The following is a 14,486-nucleotide window of genomic DNA, read 5'->3' on the forward strand; positions in this document are numbered from 1 at the left end:
CTTTTTCGTTGCGGCCGCTGGCTAATGCACCTGTCCGTAACCGTCCATTAAGCACAATCGAGCGACAAATGGCGGTCAAAGGATTGCGACCATGTGGACACGCCAGCACAAGCAGAGAAACACCGGCCGGCTGATCATCCCGTCGCTTTGCGTGGCGTTCCTGGCCTATTTCGGCTTCCATGCCTATCATGGCGAGTTCGGCATCAATTCCAAATATCAGCTCGAAGCGCAGACCATCGAATTGCAGGCCAAGTACGATGCCATCAAGGCGCGCCGGATCGATCTGGAGCGGCGCGTCCAGCTGATGCATGAGGGCACGCTTGAAAAGGACATGCTCGACGAGCAGGCACGCCGGGCGCTCAATCTGTCCCAGCCCGATGAAATCACCATCATGCTGCCGGCCAATTCGAAATAACCGAATTTCGGTTAATCGCTGATATCTCTAACGATTCTGGGCGTTTAGGCGCATGCCAGCCATGCGTTTTTCTGCATGGCGAAACGCCGTCTCGCATGTTAGCTTCCTTCCAATCGGTGGGGAGGAGCTGATCCTCTCCGGAGCAGACATGGTCTGCTTTAGTGTCCGCGAAGAGACGCCAACAGGGAGTGATGCATGGCCACCGCCGCCAAAAAAGCGCCTGCCAAATCCGTTAAATCGACATCCGCCAAATCAACGGGGCTTTCCGCCCCCAAGCCGGCCGACTTCACCAAGGACGAGGAGCTTGCCGCCTACCGGCACATGCTGCTTATCCGTCGCTTCGAGGAAAAGGCCGGCCAGCTCTACGGCATGGGCTTTATCGGCGGCTTCTGCCACCTCTATATCGGCCAGGAAGCGGTCGTCACCGGCATGAAGATGTCGCTGATCAACGGCGACCAGATGATCACCGCCTATCGCGACCATGGCCACATGCTGGCGATGGAACTGTCACCGCGGGGCGTCATGGCAGAGCTGACCGGACGCCGTGGTGGCCTGTCGAGGGGCAAGGGCGGCTCCATGCACATGTTCTCCAAGGAGAAGCATTTTTACGGCGGCCACGGCATTGTCGGCGCGCAGGTTTCGCTCGGCACCGGGCTGGCCTTCGCCAACCGCTACCGCGACAACAACAATGTCTCGCTGACCTATTTCGGCGATGGCGCAGCCAACCAGGGCCAGGTCTATGAAAGCTTCAACATGGCCTCGCTGTGGAAGCTGCCGGTGATCTACATCATCGAGAACAACCGCTATGCCATGGGCACCTCGGTGTCGCGCTCGTCGGCGGAAACCAATTTTTCGCATCGCGGCGCATCGTTCAAGATTCCCGGCATTCAGGTCGACGGCATGGATGTGCGTGCGGTCAAATCCGCCGGCGATCAGGCGACCGAATGGTGCCGTGCCGGCAACGGTCCGATCATCCTCGAGATGCAGACCTATCGCTATCGCGGTCACTCGATGTCGGATCCGGCAAAATACCGCTCCAAGGAAGAAGTGCAGAAGATGCGCTCGGATCATGATCCGATCGAGCAGGTCAAGGTGCGGCTGACGGCCAAGAAGTGGGCGACCGAGGACGAACTCAAGAACATCGACAAGGAAGTCCGCGACATCGTCGCCGACGCCGCCGAATTTGCCCAGCACGACGCAGAGCCGGATCCGTCCGAGCTCTGGACCGACATCGTATTGTAACGGGAGGGCAAGGACATGCCGATCGAAATTCTCATGCCCGCTCTCTCGCCGACCATGGAAGAGGGCAATCTTTCCAAATGGTTGAAGAACGAGGGCGACAAGGTCGTCGCCGGCGATGTCATCGCCGAGATCGAAACCGACAAGGCGACGATGGAAGTCGAAGCCGTCGATGAAGGCACGATCGGCAAGATCGTGGTTCCCGCCGGCACCGAAGGCGTCAAGGTCAACGCGGTGATCGCCGTGTTGCTGCAGGACGGTGAAAGTGCAGGCGATGTCGAAAAGAGCGGCAAGCCTGCCTCCACCCAGGATGCCGTTTCCGCTGGCGGTCAGCGGACCGATGCAGCCGAGGAAGGTTCAAAAGCGGCTCCCCAGGATGCCGGCGAGGCTCCGAAGGCAGTTCCCGCCGCTCCGGCGGCCAAACCTGCGGCCGATCCCGATATTCCCGCCGGCACCGAGATGGTCTCGACCACGGTGCGCGAGGCCTTGCGCGATGCCATGGCCGAGGAAATGCGCCGCGACGGCGATGTCTTCGTCATGGGCGAGGAGGTCGCGGAATACCAGGGCGCCTACAAGATCACGCAAGGCCTGCTGCAGGAATTCGGGCCGCGACGCGTGGTCGACACGCCGATCACCGAGCATGGCTTTGCCGGCGTCGGCGTCGGTGCGGCAATGGCCGGCCTGAAGCCGATCGTCGAATTCATGACCTTTAATTTCGCCATGCAAGCGATCGACCAGATCATCAACTCCGCCGCCAAGACGCTCTATATGTCGGGCGGCCAGATGGGCGCGCCGATCGTGTTCCGCGGCCCGAACGGGGCTGCCGCCCGCGTCGGCGCCCAGCATTCGCAGTGCTATGCCGCCTGGTACAGCCATATTCCCGGCCTGAAAGTGGTGATGCCGTACACGGCTGCCGATGCCAAGGGCCTGCTCAAGGCGGCGATCCGCGATCCGAACCCGGTCATCTTCCTCGAAAACGAAATCCTCTACGGCCAGTCCTTCGACGTGCCGAAGCTTGACGATTTCGTGCTGCCGATCGGCAAGGCGCGCATTCACAAGCAGGGCAAGGACGTCACCATCGTCTCGTTCGGCATCGGCATGACCTATGCCATCAAGGCGGAAGCCGAGCTGCGCGGCATGGGCATCGATGCCGAGATCATCGATCTCAGGACCATCCGTCCGCTCGACCTCGACACCGTCATTGCCTCGGTGAAGAAGACCAACCGCTTGATCGTGGTCGAAGAAGGTTTCCCGCAAAGTTCGGTCGGCGACCACATCGCCAACCAGGTTTCGCAGCGCGCCTTCGACTTCCTCGATGCGCCGGTCATCACCATCGCCGGCAAGGACGTGCCGATGCCTTATGCGGCGAACCTCGAAAAGCTGGCCTTGCCCAATGTCGGCGAGGTCATCGAGGCGGTCAAAGCCGTCACGTATCGCTGAGCCGGTCGGGAGGACATCATGCCAATCAACATCACCATGCCGGCGCTCTCGCCCACGATGGAAGAGGGCAATCTTTCCAAGTGGCTGGTCAAGGAGGGCGACAAGGTTTCGCCGGGCGACGTGATCGCCGAGATCGAGACCGACAAGGCGACGATGGAAGTCGAGGCCGTCGATGAGGGCACGGTTGCCAAGCTCGTCGTTCCGGCCGGCACCGAAGGCGTCAAGGTCAATGCTCTGATCGCCATTCTGGCTGGCGAAGGCGAGGATGCAGGGGCGGCGGCAAAGGGCGGCGGCGATGCCGCGCCCGCGAAAGCCGATGCCAAACAGGATAAGGCGTCAATCTCCCCACCCGTGGGGGAGATGTCGACGAAGTCGACAGAGGGGGGCGCTGTCCCGCCGACCTCTCAGTCTGTCGCGCCCCCCTCTGGCCTGCCGGCCATCTCCCCCACAAGGGGGGAGATCAGCCAATCGTCAGGCGAGCGCACTTTCGCCTCGCCGCTGGCGCGGCGCATAGCCAAAGACGCCGGCGTCGATGTGTCCGCCGTGAGTGGCACCGGCCCGCATGGCCGTGTCGTCAAGGCCGATGTCGAGGCGGCGATCGCCGGCGGTGGCGCCAAGGCCGCGCCGGCCGCGAAAGCCGCACCTGCCGGCGCTCCGGCGTCTGCGCCGGCTGCGGCACCCAAGGCGATGTCGGACGAACAGGTGCTGAAGCTGTTTGCCGAAGGGTCCTATGAGCTCGTCCCGCACGACAATATGCGCAAGACCATTGCGCGCCGCCTGGTCGAGGCCAAGACAACCATCCCGCATTTCTACCTGACGCTCGACTGCGAGCTCGATGCGCTGCTGGCGCTGCGCACACAGATCAATGCGGCTGCTCCGACGAAGAAGACCGACAAGGGCGAGGCTCCCGTCTACAAACTCTCGGTCAACGACATGGTGATCAAGGCGATGGCGATGGCGCTGATGGCGGTGCCGGATGCCAATGCATCGTGGACCGAAAGCGCCATGGTCAAGCACAAGCACGCCGATGTCGGCGTTGCCGTGTCGATCCCCGGCGGCCTGATCACGCCGATCATCCGCCACGCCGACGAAAAGACGCTGTCCACTATCTCCAACGAGATGAAGGATCTGGCGAGCCGTGCCCGCAGCCGCAAGCTGAAGCCTGAGGAATATCAAGGCGGCACGACGGCTGTCTCCAATCTCGGCATGTTCGGCATCAAGGACTTTGCCGCCGTCATCAACCCGCCGCATGCGACGATCCTGGCGGTGGGTGCGGGCGAGCAGCGGCCGGTGGTCAAGAATGGCGAGATCAAAATCGCCAATATCATGTCGGTGACGCTGTCGACCGATCACCGCGCCGTCGACGGTGCGCTCGGCGCCGAACTTCTGGTCGCCTTCAAGCGCATGATCGAAAACCCGATGGGCATGCTGGTCTAGGAAGGAAAGGCTGTGCGGAAATTCGTCACCAGCCTTTTCGCCCTGATCCTTTCCGGCCTGGCCGGCGGGCTGGTGGCGCTGTGGCTGGCAATCGCCACCAATGCGAACTCGGAATTCATCCTTGTCTTCATGGCCTCGGCGCTGGTCTCTATCGTTGCGACGGTGGCGTTTTTCATCGCGCAATTGGTGCCAAACCTACAAAGGGCGATCAATCTGACGGGGCTTGTTGGGGTTGCGTTGTTCGTGCTGGCCGGGATCGGGCTGATTGCCTGGACCTTCTCTCAGCCGCCGGGCAAAGCCCAGTGGTCGGGCGATCTCCCCGTTGTCGCCGGTCTGATTTTGCCAAGCATCGCCACGGTCATCGTGCAGTGGCTGTTCGTGGGATGGCGCGTGCGGCGCGGGCTTAAGGCGGAGGCGGGTGCGGGTGCATGAAGACGATCCTCTGCTACGGCGATTCCCTGACCTGGGGCTATGACGCGGCAAGCCTCGGGCGCCATGCGCTGGAGGATCGCTGGCCGAGCGTGCTCAAGGCGGCGCTGGGCGACGATGATATCGAAGTCATTGCCGAAGGTCTGAACGGCCGCACCACGGCTTTCGACGATCACCTGGCTGGTGCCGACCGCAATGGCGCCAAGGTGCTGCCGACGATCCTGACCAGCCATGCGCCGCTCGACCTGATCATCATCATGCTTGGCGCCAACGACATGAAGCCCTGGATCCACGGCAATCCGGTCGCGGCCAAGCAGGGGGTGCAGCGGCTGATCGACATCGTACGCGGCCACGATTATCCGTTCGACTGGGCCGCGCCGCAAATCCTGATCGTCGCGCCACCAGCGGTCAGCCGCACCGACAATGCCGAATTCAAGGAAATGTTTGCCGGCGGCGACGAGGCCTCGAAGCGGCTGGCGCCGCAATATTCCGCGCTCGCCGACGAGGCCGGCTGCGGCTTTTTCGATGCCGGCACGGTGGCCGAGACCACACCGATCGACGGCGTCCATCTCGATGCCGAAAACACGCGAAATATCGGCCAGGCGCTGGCGCCATTGGTGCGCGTGATGCTGGAACTCTAGAGAAAAATCAGGGAGAAACCCCGTGGCTGAATCCTACGACGTGATCATCATCGGCTCAGGCCCCGGCGGCTATGTCACGGCGGTGCGCTCCGCCCAGCTCGGCTTCAAGACTGCCATCGTCGAGCGCGAGCATCTCGGCGGCATCTGCCTCAACTGGGGCTGCATCCCGACCAAGGCGCTGCTGCGCTCGGCCGAGATCATGCACTATTCCGATCATCTGAAGGACTACGGCCTGAAGCTCGAAGGCGGCAAGGTCAGCGCCGACACGGCCGCTGTCGTCGACCGCTCGCGCAAAGTGTCGTTGAGGCTCAATGGCGGCGTCGCCTTCCTGATGAAGAAGAACAAGGTCGACGTTATCTGGGGCGAGGCCAAGCTCTCCAAGCCGGGTGAAATCGTCGTCTCCAAGACGGCCAAGAAACCGATGGAGCCGCAGCCGCCGGTGCCCAAGGGCGTCAAGGGCGAGGGCACCTATACCGCCAAGCACATCATTCTGGCCACCGGCGCCCGGCCGCGCGCGCTGCCCGGCATCGAGCCGGACGGCAAACTGATCTGGACCTATTTCGAGGCGATGGTGCCGAAGGAGATGCCGAAGTCGCTGCTGGTTATGGGTTCGGGCGCCATCGGCATCGAGTTCGCCTCCTTCTATCGCACCATGGGCGCCGAGGTGACGGTGGTCGAGCTTTTGCCGGCGGTGATGCCGGTCGAGGATGCCGAGGTCTCGAAATTCGCGCAGAAGCAGTTCGAGAAGCAGGGCATGAAAATCATCCTCGAGGCCAAGGTGACCAAGGTCGAGAAGGGTGCCAACTCGATCACTGCCCACGTCGAGATGAAAGACGGCAAGGTCGAGAAGATCACCGCCGACCGCATGATCTCGGCCGTCGGCGTGCAGGGCAACATCGAGAATCTCGGCCTCGAGACGCTCGGCGTGAAGACCGATCGCGGCTGCGTCGTCATTGACGGCTATGGCAAGACCAACGTTCCCGGCATCTACGCTATCGGCGATGTCGCCGGACCGCCTATGCTTGCCCACAAGGCCGAGCATGAAGGCGTGGTGTGTATCGAAAAGATCGCCAATTTCCCCGGCGTGCATGCGACAGACAAGCTGAAGATCCCGGGCTGCACCTATTGCAACCCCCAGGTCGCATCGGTCGGGCTCACCGAAGCCAAGGCCAAGGCCGAAGGCAAGGACATTCGTGTCGGCCGCTTCCAGTTCGGCGCCAACGGCAAGGCGATCGCGCTTGGCGAGGACCAGGGCTTCATCAAGACCGTCTTCGACAAGAAGACCGGCCAGCTGCTCGGCGCGCATATGGTCGGCGCCGAGGTGACGGAGCTGATCCAGGGCTTTGTCGTGGCGATGAACCTGGAGACCACCGAGGAAGAACTGATGCACACCATCTTCCCGCATCCGACGCTGTCGGAGATGATGAAGGAAAGCGTGCTTGATGCCTATGGCCGTGCGCTCAACGCGTGATAAATTGCTGCCGCGAGACTCAGACGCATGCGCCGGAGGAACCTTACGGCAAGACAGTTCGTTTCCGGATGCATTTTCACCTGACACTGGAGGAGTTGGCATATGGACGTGAATGGCGTGGGCTGGATTGCGGCCATCATCATCGGCGGTTTGGCCGGGTGGCTGGCCGAGATGGTCATGAAGAGCAATACCGGCGTCTTGATGAACATCATTATGGGCATTGTCGGCGCGGTGGTGCTGAACGCAATTCTCAGGGCGCTCAACATCGAACCCTTCGGTGTCGGCTGGCTCGCCTACCTGATCACCGGCTTCATCGGCGCCTGCCTGCTGATCTTTGCCGGGCGGCTGATACGCCGCTAGACTACCGCTATGCGAAAAAGGCTGTGGCGGCATGCGCCGCCGCGGCCTTTTTCTTTGCACCGAAAAGTCCTAGATGACGTCAGAAGGGCGAATGCCGACGGGCAGACGCCAACAAGTCAGGTTTGAGATGGTCACCGTCCTCGACACGATCGCCAACGCGCCGCGCCTGCGGCACCCCGAGAAGGCGCACAAGCCTGATCAGGACGTGCTGCGCAAACCCGACTGGATCCGCGTCAAGGCGCCGATGTCCAAGGGCTATGCCGAAACCCGCGAGATCGTGAAGTCGCACAAGCTGGTCACGGTGTGCGAAGAGGCCGGCTGCCCCAATATCGGCGAGTGCTGGGAAAAGAAGCACGCCACCTTCATGATCATGGGCGAGATCTGCACGCGCGCCTGCGCGTTCTGCAATGTTGCCACCGGCATTCCGACCGCGCTCGATGCCGATGAGCCGGCGCGTGTCGCGCATGCCGTAAAGCAGATGGGGCTGACCCATGTCGTCATCACCTCGGTCGACCGCGACGATCTCGCCGATGGCGGCGCGCAGCATTTCGCCGAGGTTATCCGGGCGATCCGGGCAGCGACACCTCTGACCACGATCGAAATCCTGACGCCCGATTTCCTGCGCAAGGAAGGCGCGCTGGAGATCGTCGTGGCGGCCAAGCCCGATGTCTTCAACCACAATCTCGAAACCGTGCCGTCGAACTACCTGACGGTGCGGCCGGGTGCCCGCTATTTCCACTCGATCCGGCTGTTGCAGCGGGTCAAGGAGCTCGATCCGTCGATCTTCACCAAGTCCGGCATCATGGTCGGCCTCGGCGAAGAGCGCAACGAGATCCTGCAGCTGATGGATGACCTGCGCTCGGCCAATGTCGACTTCATGACCATTGGCCAGTATCTGCAGCCGTCGAAGAAGCACCACCCGGTGATCCGCTTCGTCACGCCGGAGGAATTCAGCTCCTTCGCGACGATCGGCAAGACCAAGGGTTTCCTGCTGGTGGCGTCGAGCCCGCTGACGCGCTCCTCGCATCATGCCGGTGACGATTTCGCCAGGCTGCGGGCGGCGCGTGAGGCGCAGCTCAAAAAAGCCAGTTAAATCCTGCTTCAATGCCGAAATTCGAAGCCACACGCCGCGTTGCCCACACGCCGGAGCAGATGTTTGCGCTGGTCGCCGATATCGAGACCTATCCGCAATTTCTGCCGCTGTGCGAGGCGCTGACGGTGCGCTCTCGCAAGGAGCGTGATCGCCGCACCATTCTCCTCGCCGATATGAGCATCGGCTACAAGGCGATCCGCGAGACCTTTACGACGCAGGTGCTGCTGAAGCCGGACGAGAACACAATCGACGTCAAATACATCGATGGGCCGTTCAAATATCTCAGCAATATCTGGCGCTTCGAGCCGGCCGACGGCGGCGGCTGCAACGTTCGCTTCTTCATCGACTACGAGTTCAAGAGCCGTATCCTCGGCGTGTTGATGGGCACCATGTTCGATCGCGCCTTCCGCATGTTTTCCGAAGCCTTCGAAAAACGTGCGGACGTCATCTACGGAACGACGCCCATCTCATGAGTGTCGCCGAGCGCGCGCAGGCCGATCTCCAGCGCATGCTTGACCGTCTCGCGGCGGATGAAGTCGCGGCCATTGTCGGCAAACATATTGAGCTCGGCAGCCACCGGCCCACCTCTTAGGGCAACTCCGAACCAGACGAGGCCGACCGGTTTTTCCGGCGAGCCGCCGCCTGGGCCGGCAATGCCGGTGACGGCAAGCGCAAGCCCGGCGCGCGAGCGGGCCAGAGCGCCCTCCGCCATCTCCAGAACCGTTTCGCGCGAGACGGCGCCATGCGCCTCGAGTGTGGCGGGCGAGACGCCGAGCATCTCCATCTTTGCTTCATCGGAATAGGTGATGAGGCCGCGATCGACGACAGCGGACGAGCCGGCAATGTCGGTCAGTGCCGAGATGATCATGCCGCCGGTGCAGCTCTCGGCCGTCGCCAGCATGATGCCGCGTTGCTGGCAGACCTGGAGCAGGGCGTTGGCAAGATCGCTGTTGTTCATGCGGGAACCTCCCCGGGGAAGACGACACTGGCGGTGGCGATGGCGGCGATGCCTTCCTCGCGGCCGACAAAGCCGAGTTTCTCGTTCGTCGTCGCCTTGATCGAGATGCGATCGCTGGAAATGCCCAGCATCGCCGACAGCGCATTGGTCATGGCCCCGCGATGCGGGCCGACGCGCGGCGCCTCGCAGATCAGCGTGATGTCGGCATTGGCGATGCGGCCGCCGCGTTCGCGCACCAACCTGGCCGCATGCTCGACGAAGATCTTTGACGCCGCGCCCTTCCATTGCGGATCGGAAGGCGGGAAATGCGTGCCGATGTCGCCGGCGCCGCAAGTGGCGAGCAGCGCATCGGTCAGCGCGTGCAGGCCGACATCGGCATCCGAATGGCCGGAAAGCTTCTTGCCGTGCGGAATGGCGACGCCGCACAGGGTGACATGGTCGCCGGCCTCGAAGGCGTGCACGTCATAGCCATTGCCGGTGCGAATGTCTGGAAAACGCTCGCCAGTAAGCCGTTGATCCGCCATCGCGATATCCCTTGCCCAGGTCAATTTGACATTGTCCGGCGACCCCTCGACGATTTTTACCGGAATATGCGCCCATTCGGCGATCGCGGCATCGTCGGTGAAATCCGTCTTGCCGAGATGATGGGCTTTTTCGTGCGCGGCGAGCAACGGCCAGAACGGAAAGCCTTGCGGCGTCTGCGCGGCATGAAGGCCGGCCCTTGGCACCGTCTCCTCGATCATGCCGGTGGCCGACTCGCGCTTCAGCGTATCGGCGACGGGCAAAGCGGGCAGCGCGCCCTGGCGCTCGCCAATGGCGGCGATGATACGGTCGATCAGGGCCGTGTCGACAAACGGCCGCACCGCGTCATGGACAAGGACACGGCCGGGCGTACGTTCCCTCAGCGCCAGCAGGCCGAGCCGGACCGAGGCCTGGCGCGACTCGCCACCGACCACGGCGGTAACCCGCTCGGCATACACGCCGGCTGCCTTGTCGAAAAGCGCGCGGTCATCGGCATGGATGGCGACGACGACGGGGCCAATTTTGGGATGCGCCAGGAACGTCTCCAGCGTGCGCGCGATGACGGCACGGCCACCGATGCGTTGATATTGCTTCGGCCCGTCGGCCTGTCCGGCACGCGCGCCGCGGCCGGCTGCAACGATGACCACGCCGACCTTGTCGGTCGTCGCCTCGGCCGGTTTTTCGCTTGCGTCTGTCATGCCGAGAGGCTTAGTCGCGGCTTATGGCGAAGGCCAGCATTTTCCCAAATGCGCCGCAATGTGACGTCATTGCGCGTTGCAGAATGCCTTTCTTATGGCTAGAGAATGTGCAGCAATCCGATATGCTTGGTTTTTGTGCATGCTTGAAGTGACAAAATTGGCTTCGCCGCTCGACGTTGGCGGCGTGACAATCCGCAACCGCGTCTTCCTCGCGCCCATGTCGGGAATAACGGACGAGCCGTTCCGGCAGCGCGCCGACGCGCATGGCGCGGGCCTGGTCGTGTCGGAAATGGTGGCGAGCGGCGAGCTTGCCAAGGGCAGGGCCGGATGCGACCTGCGCATCCGTCATTCCGGGCTGCCCGTCCATATGGTTCAGCTTGCCGGCCGCGAGGCCGAGCACATGGCCGAGGGCGCGCGCATCGCTGCCGGCGAGGGCGCCGACATCATCGACATCAATATGGGCTGCCCGGCCAAGAAGGTGACCGGCGGCTATGCCGGCTCGGCGCTGATGCGCGATCTCGACCATGCGCTGTCGCTGATCGAAGCGGTGATCGGCGCGGTCCAGGTGCCGGTCACGGTCAAGATGCGGCTCGGCTGGGACGACAATGCGCTCAATGCACCCGTTTTGGCGCGCCGCGCCGAAGAGGCCGGTGTTAAAATGGTGACCGTGCATGGGCGCACGCGCTGCCAGTTTTATCAAGGCAAGGCCGATTGGGGCGCCATCGCCCGCATCAAGGACGCCGTCTCGATCCCGGTCGTCGCCAACGGCGATGTGGGCTCGCCCGCGGAGGCCGCCGAAATCCTTGAACAGTCGGGCGCCGACGCGGTGATGATCGGTCGTGCCCATTATGGCGCGCCATGGACGGCGGGCCGCATTGCGGCGAAGGCTGCGGGCGACGCGCTCTCCGGCGTGCCGGAAAGCCCGCAAGCCATGGCCGACTACATCGTTTCCCACTACGAGGACATGCTGACGCTTTACGGCGTCGAAAGCGGCTTGCGCCAGGCGCGCAAGCATCTCGGCTGGTATCTCGACCGCCACTCTGCTGGCGTTTCCGATGAGCGGCGGAAAGCCATCCTCACCTCTTTCGAACCCGCCCGCGTCATTGCCTTGCTGCATGAGGTGTTTTCCGGCGAAGCCACGCCCTTGCGGAGCGCCGCATGAACGCCACCGTCACACCGAGCTCCGACATGGCGGATGCCGCCAGTATCGTGCTGAACACCATCCGCCGTCCGGTCATCATGGTCGATCCGGACGGGTTCATCACCTACGCCAATGCCGATGCGGAAGACTTCTTCCGTTCAAGTGCCAACATGCTTGCCCGCAACACACTGTCCAAGCTGATCCCGTTCGGCAGCCCGTTGCTGCAGCTGGTCGATCAGGTGCGCGAGCGCCGTGCGCCGGTCAACGAATACCGTGTCGACGTGTCGTCGCCGCGTCTCGGCATCGAGAAGGTCGTCGATCTCTATGTCGCGCCGGTGCCGGAATTCCCAGGCTCGATCGTGGTGATGTTCCAGGAACGCTCGATGGCCGACAAGATCGACCGGCAGATGACACACAGGGGTGCCGCGCGTTCGGTCACCGGCCTTGCCGCCATGCTGGCGCATGAGATCAAGAACCCGCTGTCCGGCATTCGTGGCGCCGCACAGCTGCTCGAACTCTCGGCGTCCGACGAGGATCGCGCCCTGACCCGCCTCATCACTGACGAGACTGATCGCATAGTCTCCCTGGTCGACCGCATGGAGGTGTTTTCCGACGAGCGGCCGATTGACCGCTATCCCGTCAACATCCATGTCGTGCTGGACCATGTGAAGGCAATCGCGAAGAACGGTTTTGCCAAGAGGATCAGGATAATGGAGGACTATGATCCATCATTGCCTCCGGTTTTCGCCAACCGCGACCAACTGATCCAGGTGTTCCTCAACCTGGTCAAGAACGCCGCCGAGGCCATCGGCGGCGACCCACAGGGGGAGATCGTGCTGTCGACCGCGTTCAGGCCGGGCATCCGCGTTTCCGTTCCCGGAACCCAGGACCGCGTGTCGCTGCCGCTTGAATTCTGCGTGCGCGACAATGGTTCGGGCGTTTCGGAAGACATTCTGCCGATCCTGTTCGATCCGTTCATCACCACCAAGCCGAACGGGTCGGGGCTCGGCCTGGCGCTGGTGGCGAAAATCGTCGGCGAGCATGGCGGCATCATCGAATGCGATTCGACGCCGCGCGGCACCACCTTCCGAATCCTGATGCCGGCCTGGAAAGAAACACCCATCGACACTGCCGATGATGAAGGCGAAGGAGACCGCAAATGACGGTTCGCGGCAATATTCTCGTCGCCGACGACGATGCGGCCATCCGCACCGTGCTCAATCAGGCGCTGTCGCGCGTCGGCCATGAGGTGCGCGTGACCTCCAACGCCTCGACGCTGTGGCGCTGGGTGGCGGCGGGCGAGGGCGATCTGGTGATCACCGACGTTGTCATGCCGGACGAGAACGCCTTCGACATGCTGCCCCGCATCAAGAAGGCCCGGCCGGAGCTGCCGGTCATCGTGATGAGCGCGCAAAACACTTTCATGACGGCGATTCGTGCTTCCGAAACAGGTGCTTATGAATATCTGCCGAAGCCGTTCGACCTGACCGAGCTGCTCAACATCGTCAATCGTGCGCTGTCAGAGCCGCGGCGGCCGAAGATCGATACGCGGCCGGAAGAGCAGCCTGACTCGATGCCGCTGGTTGGCCGCTCGGCCGCCATGCAGGACATCTACCGGATGCTGGCGCGCATGATGCAGACCGACTTGACGGTGATGATCTCGGGCGAGTCCGGCACCGGCAAGGAATTGGTGGCGCGCGCGTTGCACGAATATGGCCGTCGCCGCGGCGGTCCGTTCGTTGCCATCAACATGGCGGCGATCCCGCGCGATTTGATCGAATCGGAGCTGTTCGGCCACGAGAAGGGCGCCTTCACCGGCGCACAGAACCGCTCGACCGGCCGCTTCGAGCAGGCCGAGGGCGGCACGCTGTTCCTCGACGAGATCGGCGACATGCCGATGGAGGCGCAGACGCGGCTGCTGCGCGTGCTGCAGCAGGGCGAATACACAACGGTCGGCGGGCGCACGCCGATCAAGACCGATGTACGCATCGTCGCCGCCACCAACAAGGATCTGCGCACGCTGATCAACCAGGGGCTTTTCCGCGAGGATCTGTTCTATCGCCTGAATGTCGTGCCGCTGAGACTGCCGGGCTTGCGTGAGAGGTCGGAAGACATTCCCGACCTGGTGCGGCATTTCTTCAAGATCGGCGCCAGCGAAGGCTTGCAGACCAAGCGCATATCGACCGGCGGCATTGAATTGATGAAGCGCTATCCGTGGCCCGGAAACGTGCGCGAGCTGGAAAACCTGGTGCGCCGGCTTGCCGCGCTCTATTCGCAGGACGAGATATCAGCCGAGATCATCGAAGCCGAGCTGAAGACCGGCGAAAGGCCGGTCGTTCCTGGCGGCGGCAATTTGATCCCGGACGATCTGTCCATCGGCCAGGCGGTGGAGCACTTCCTGCAGCGCTATTTCGCCTCTTTCGCCGGTGAATTGCCGCCGGCAGGTCTCTATCAGCGCATCCTGTCCGAGGTCGAATATCCGCTGGTGCTGGCTTCCATGACGGCAACGCGCGGCAACCAGATCAAGGCCGCCGAGTTGCTCGGCTTGAACCGCAACACGCTGCGCAAGAAGATTCGCGAGCTGGGCGTCAACGTCTACAAATCGTCGAGATCATGAGCGCCTACCGCCCGAAGTGACGTGG

General features: G+C 62.8%; 15 protein-coding genes. 13 read left to right on the forward strand and 2 right to left on the reverse strand.

The window, feature by feature from the left end; genetic code table 11:
* The first annotated feature begins 91 nt into the window (after nucleotides 1-91).
* The 10 genes from NLY42_RS21140 (at nucleotide 92) to NLY42_RS21185 (ending at nucleotide 8,998) form a co-directional block, all read left to right on the forward strand.
* Nucleotides 92-415: an FtsB family cell division protein gene (locus NLY42_RS21140; RefSeq protein ID WP_023682560.1), complete on the forward strand. Its 324-nt coding sequence runs from the start codon at nucleotides 92-94 to the stop codon at nucleotides 413-415.
* A gap of 195 nt (nucleotides 416-610) precedes the next feature.
* A complete protein-coding gene (gene pdhA / locus NLY42_RS21145; protein ID WP_023668914.1) occupies nucleotides 611-1,657 on the forward strand; it encodes a pyruvate dehydrogenase (acetyl-transferring) E1 component subunit alpha in 1,047 nt (348 codons plus the stop codon).
* A 15-nt stretch (nucleotides 1,658-1,672) separates the two neighbouring features.
* Entirely contained in the window at nucleotides 1,673-3,094 is a 1,422-nt protein-coding gene (locus NLY42_RS21150; protein WP_023696091.1) for a pyruvate dehydrogenase complex E1 component subunit beta, read from the forward strand.
* Nucleotides 3,095-3,112: 18 nt separating this feature from the next.
* Nucleotides 3,113-4,531, forward strand: coding sequence for a pyruvate dehydrogenase complex dihydrolipoamide acetyltransferase (locus NLY42_RS21155; protein ID WP_023755212.1), 1,419 nt, complete (start codon nucleotides 3,113-3,115; stop codon nucleotides 4,529-4,531).
* Nucleotides 4,532-4,543: 12 nt separating this feature from the next.
* Nucleotides 4,544-4,963, forward strand: coding sequence for a hypothetical protein (locus tag NLY42_RS21160; protein ID WP_023748669.1), 420 nt, complete (start codon nucleotides 4,544-4,546; stop codon nucleotides 4,961-4,963).
* On the forward strand, nucleotides 4,960-5,601 hold the full coding sequence (locus NLY42_RS21165; RefSeq protein WP_023755213.1) for an SGNH/GDSL hydrolase family protein: 642 nt from the start codon (nucleotides 4,960-4,962) through the stop codon (nucleotides 5,599-5,601). The genes NLY42_RS21160 and NLY42_RS21165 overlap by 4 nt, the downstream gene beginning before the upstream one ends.
* Nucleotides 5,602-5,623: 22 nt before the next feature.
* The gene (lpdA, locus tag NLY42_RS21170) at nucleotides 5,624-7,072 is read left to right on the forward strand and encodes a dihydrolipoyl dehydrogenase (protein ID WP_023755214.1); all 1,449 of its coding nucleotides are present in this window, start codon (nucleotides 5,624-5,626) and stop codon (nucleotides 7,070-7,072) included.
* A 102-nt stretch (nucleotides 7,073-7,174) separates the two neighbouring features.
* Complete coding sequence (locus NLY42_RS21175) at nucleotides 7,175-7,432, forward strand: GlsB/YeaQ/YmgE family stress response membrane protein (RefSeq protein WP_023668920.1); 258 nt, start codon at nucleotides 7,175-7,177, stop codon at nucleotides 7,430-7,432.
* Between the two features lie 127 nt (nucleotides 7,433-7,559).
* A complete protein-coding gene (gene lipA / locus NLY42_RS21180) occupies nucleotides 7,560-8,525 on the forward strand; it encodes a lipoyl synthase (protein ID WP_023668921.1) in 966 nt (321 codons plus the stop codon).
* Between the two features lie 11 nt (nucleotides 8,526-8,536).
* The gene (locus NLY42_RS21185) at nucleotides 8,537-8,998 is read left to right on the forward strand and encodes a type II toxin-antitoxin system RatA family toxin (protein WP_023668922.1); all 462 of its coding nucleotides are present in this window, start codon (nucleotides 8,537-8,539) and stop codon (nucleotides 8,996-8,998) included.
* Here the strand turns inward: NLY42_RS21185 and NLY42_RS21190 are convergent.
* Both NLY42_RS21190 and NLY42_RS21195 read right to left on the reverse strand, forming a co-directional pair.
* Entirely contained in the window at nucleotides 8,974-9,483 is a 510-nt protein-coding gene (locus NLY42_RS21190) for a CinA family protein (protein WP_023696095.1), read from the reverse strand. The genes NLY42_RS21185 and NLY42_RS21190 overlap by 25 nt on opposite strands.
* Complete coding sequence (locus NLY42_RS21195) at nucleotides 9,480-10,703, reverse strand: bifunctional 2-C-methyl-D-erythritol 4-phosphate cytidylyltransferase/2-C-methyl-D-erythritol 2,4-cyclodiphosphate synthase (protein ID WP_023728017.1); 1,224 nt, start codon at nucleotides 10,701-10,703, stop codon at nucleotides 9,480-9,482. The genes NLY42_RS21190 and NLY42_RS21195 overlap by 4 nt, the downstream gene beginning before the upstream one ends.
* 139 nt (nucleotides 10,704-10,842) lie before the next feature.
* Between NLY42_RS21195 and dusB the strand changes: the two genes are divergently transcribed.
* From dusB to ntrC, 3 genes are read left to right on the forward strand one after another with little or no spacing between them, the layout of a single operon-like run.
* The gene (gene dusB / locus NLY42_RS21200; RefSeq protein WP_023728018.1) at nucleotides 10,843-11,865 is read left to right on the forward strand and encodes a tRNA dihydrouridine synthase DusB; all 1,023 of its coding nucleotides are present in this window, start codon (nucleotides 10,843-10,845) and stop codon (nucleotides 11,863-11,865) included.
* Nucleotides 11,862-13,007: a two-component system sensor histidine kinase NtrB gene (locus NLY42_RS21205; RefSeq protein ID WP_023668926.1), complete on the forward strand. Its 1,146-nt coding sequence runs from the start codon at nucleotides 11,862-11,864 to the stop codon at nucleotides 13,005-13,007. The genes dusB and NLY42_RS21205 overlap by 4 nt, the downstream gene beginning before the upstream one ends.
* On the forward strand, nucleotides 13,004-14,461 hold the full coding sequence (gene ntrC / locus NLY42_RS21210) for a nitrogen regulation protein NR(I) (protein ID WP_023755215.1): 1,458 nt from the start codon (nucleotides 13,004-13,006) through the stop codon (nucleotides 14,459-14,461). The genes NLY42_RS21205 and ntrC overlap by 4 nt, the downstream gene beginning before the upstream one ends.
* Nucleotides 14,462-14,486: the final 25 nt, after the last annotated feature.

Origin of the sequence: Mesorhizobium sp. C372A (assembly GCF_030323245.1) — a bacterium.
In the GTDB taxonomy this organism is placed as follows: domain Bacteria; phylum Pseudomonadota; class Alphaproteobacteria; order Rhizobiales; family Rhizobiaceae; genus Mesorhizobium.

What these genes read in the sequence shown, in the direction of transcription:
- pdhA (WP_023668914.1), top strand. Translation starts at nt 611, where the DNA reads ATGGCCACCGCCGCCAAAAAAGCGCCTGCCAAATCCGTTAAATCGACA.
- dusB (WP_023728018.1), top strand. Translation starts at nt 10,843, where the DNA reads ATGCTTGAAGTGACAAAATTGGCTTCGCCGCTCGACGTTGGCGGCGTG.
- NLY42_RS21190 (WP_023696095.1), bottom strand. Translation starts at nt 9,483, where the DNA reads ATGAACAACAGCGATCTTGCCAACGCCCTGCTCCAGGTCTGCCAGCAA.
- NLY42_RS21140 (WP_023682560.1), top strand. Translation starts at nt 92, where the DNA reads ATGTGGACACGCCAGCACAAGCAGAGAAACACCGGCCGGCTGATCATC.
- NLY42_RS21165 (WP_023755213.1), top strand. Translation starts at nt 4,960, where the DNA reads ATGAAGACGATCCTCTGCTACGGCGATTCCCTGACCTGGGGCTATGAC.
- ntrC (WP_023755215.1), top strand. Translation starts at nt 13,004, where the DNA reads ATGACGGTTCGCGGCAATATTCTCGTCGCCGACGACGATGCGGCCATC.
- NLY42_RS21205 (WP_023668926.1), top strand. Translation starts at nt 11,862, where the DNA reads ATGAACGCCACCGTCACACCGAGCTCCGACATGGCGGATGCCGCCAGT.
- NLY42_RS21175 (WP_023668920.1), top strand. Translation starts at nt 7,175, where the DNA reads ATGGACGTGAATGGCGTGGGCTGGATTGCGGCCATCATCATCGGCGGT.
- NLY42_RS21150 (WP_023696091.1), top strand. Translation starts at nt 1,673, where the DNA reads ATGCCGATCGAAATTCTCATGCCCGCTCTCTCGCCGACCATGGAAGAG.
- lipA (WP_023668921.1), top strand. Translation starts at nt 7,560, where the DNA reads ATGGTCACCGTCCTCGACACGATCGCCAACGCGCCGCGCCTGCGGCAC.
- NLY42_RS21185 (WP_023668922.1), top strand. Translation starts at nt 8,537, where the DNA reads ATGCCGAAATTCGAAGCCACACGCCGCGTTGCCCACACGCCGGAGCAG.
- NLY42_RS21195 (WP_023728017.1), bottom strand. Translation starts at nt 10,703, where the DNA reads ATGACAGACGCAAGCGAAAAACCGGCCGAGGCGACGACCGACAAGGTC.
- NLY42_RS21155 (WP_023755212.1), top strand. Translation starts at nt 3,113, where the DNA reads ATGCCAATCAACATCACCATGCCGGCGCTCTCGCCCACGATGGAAGAG.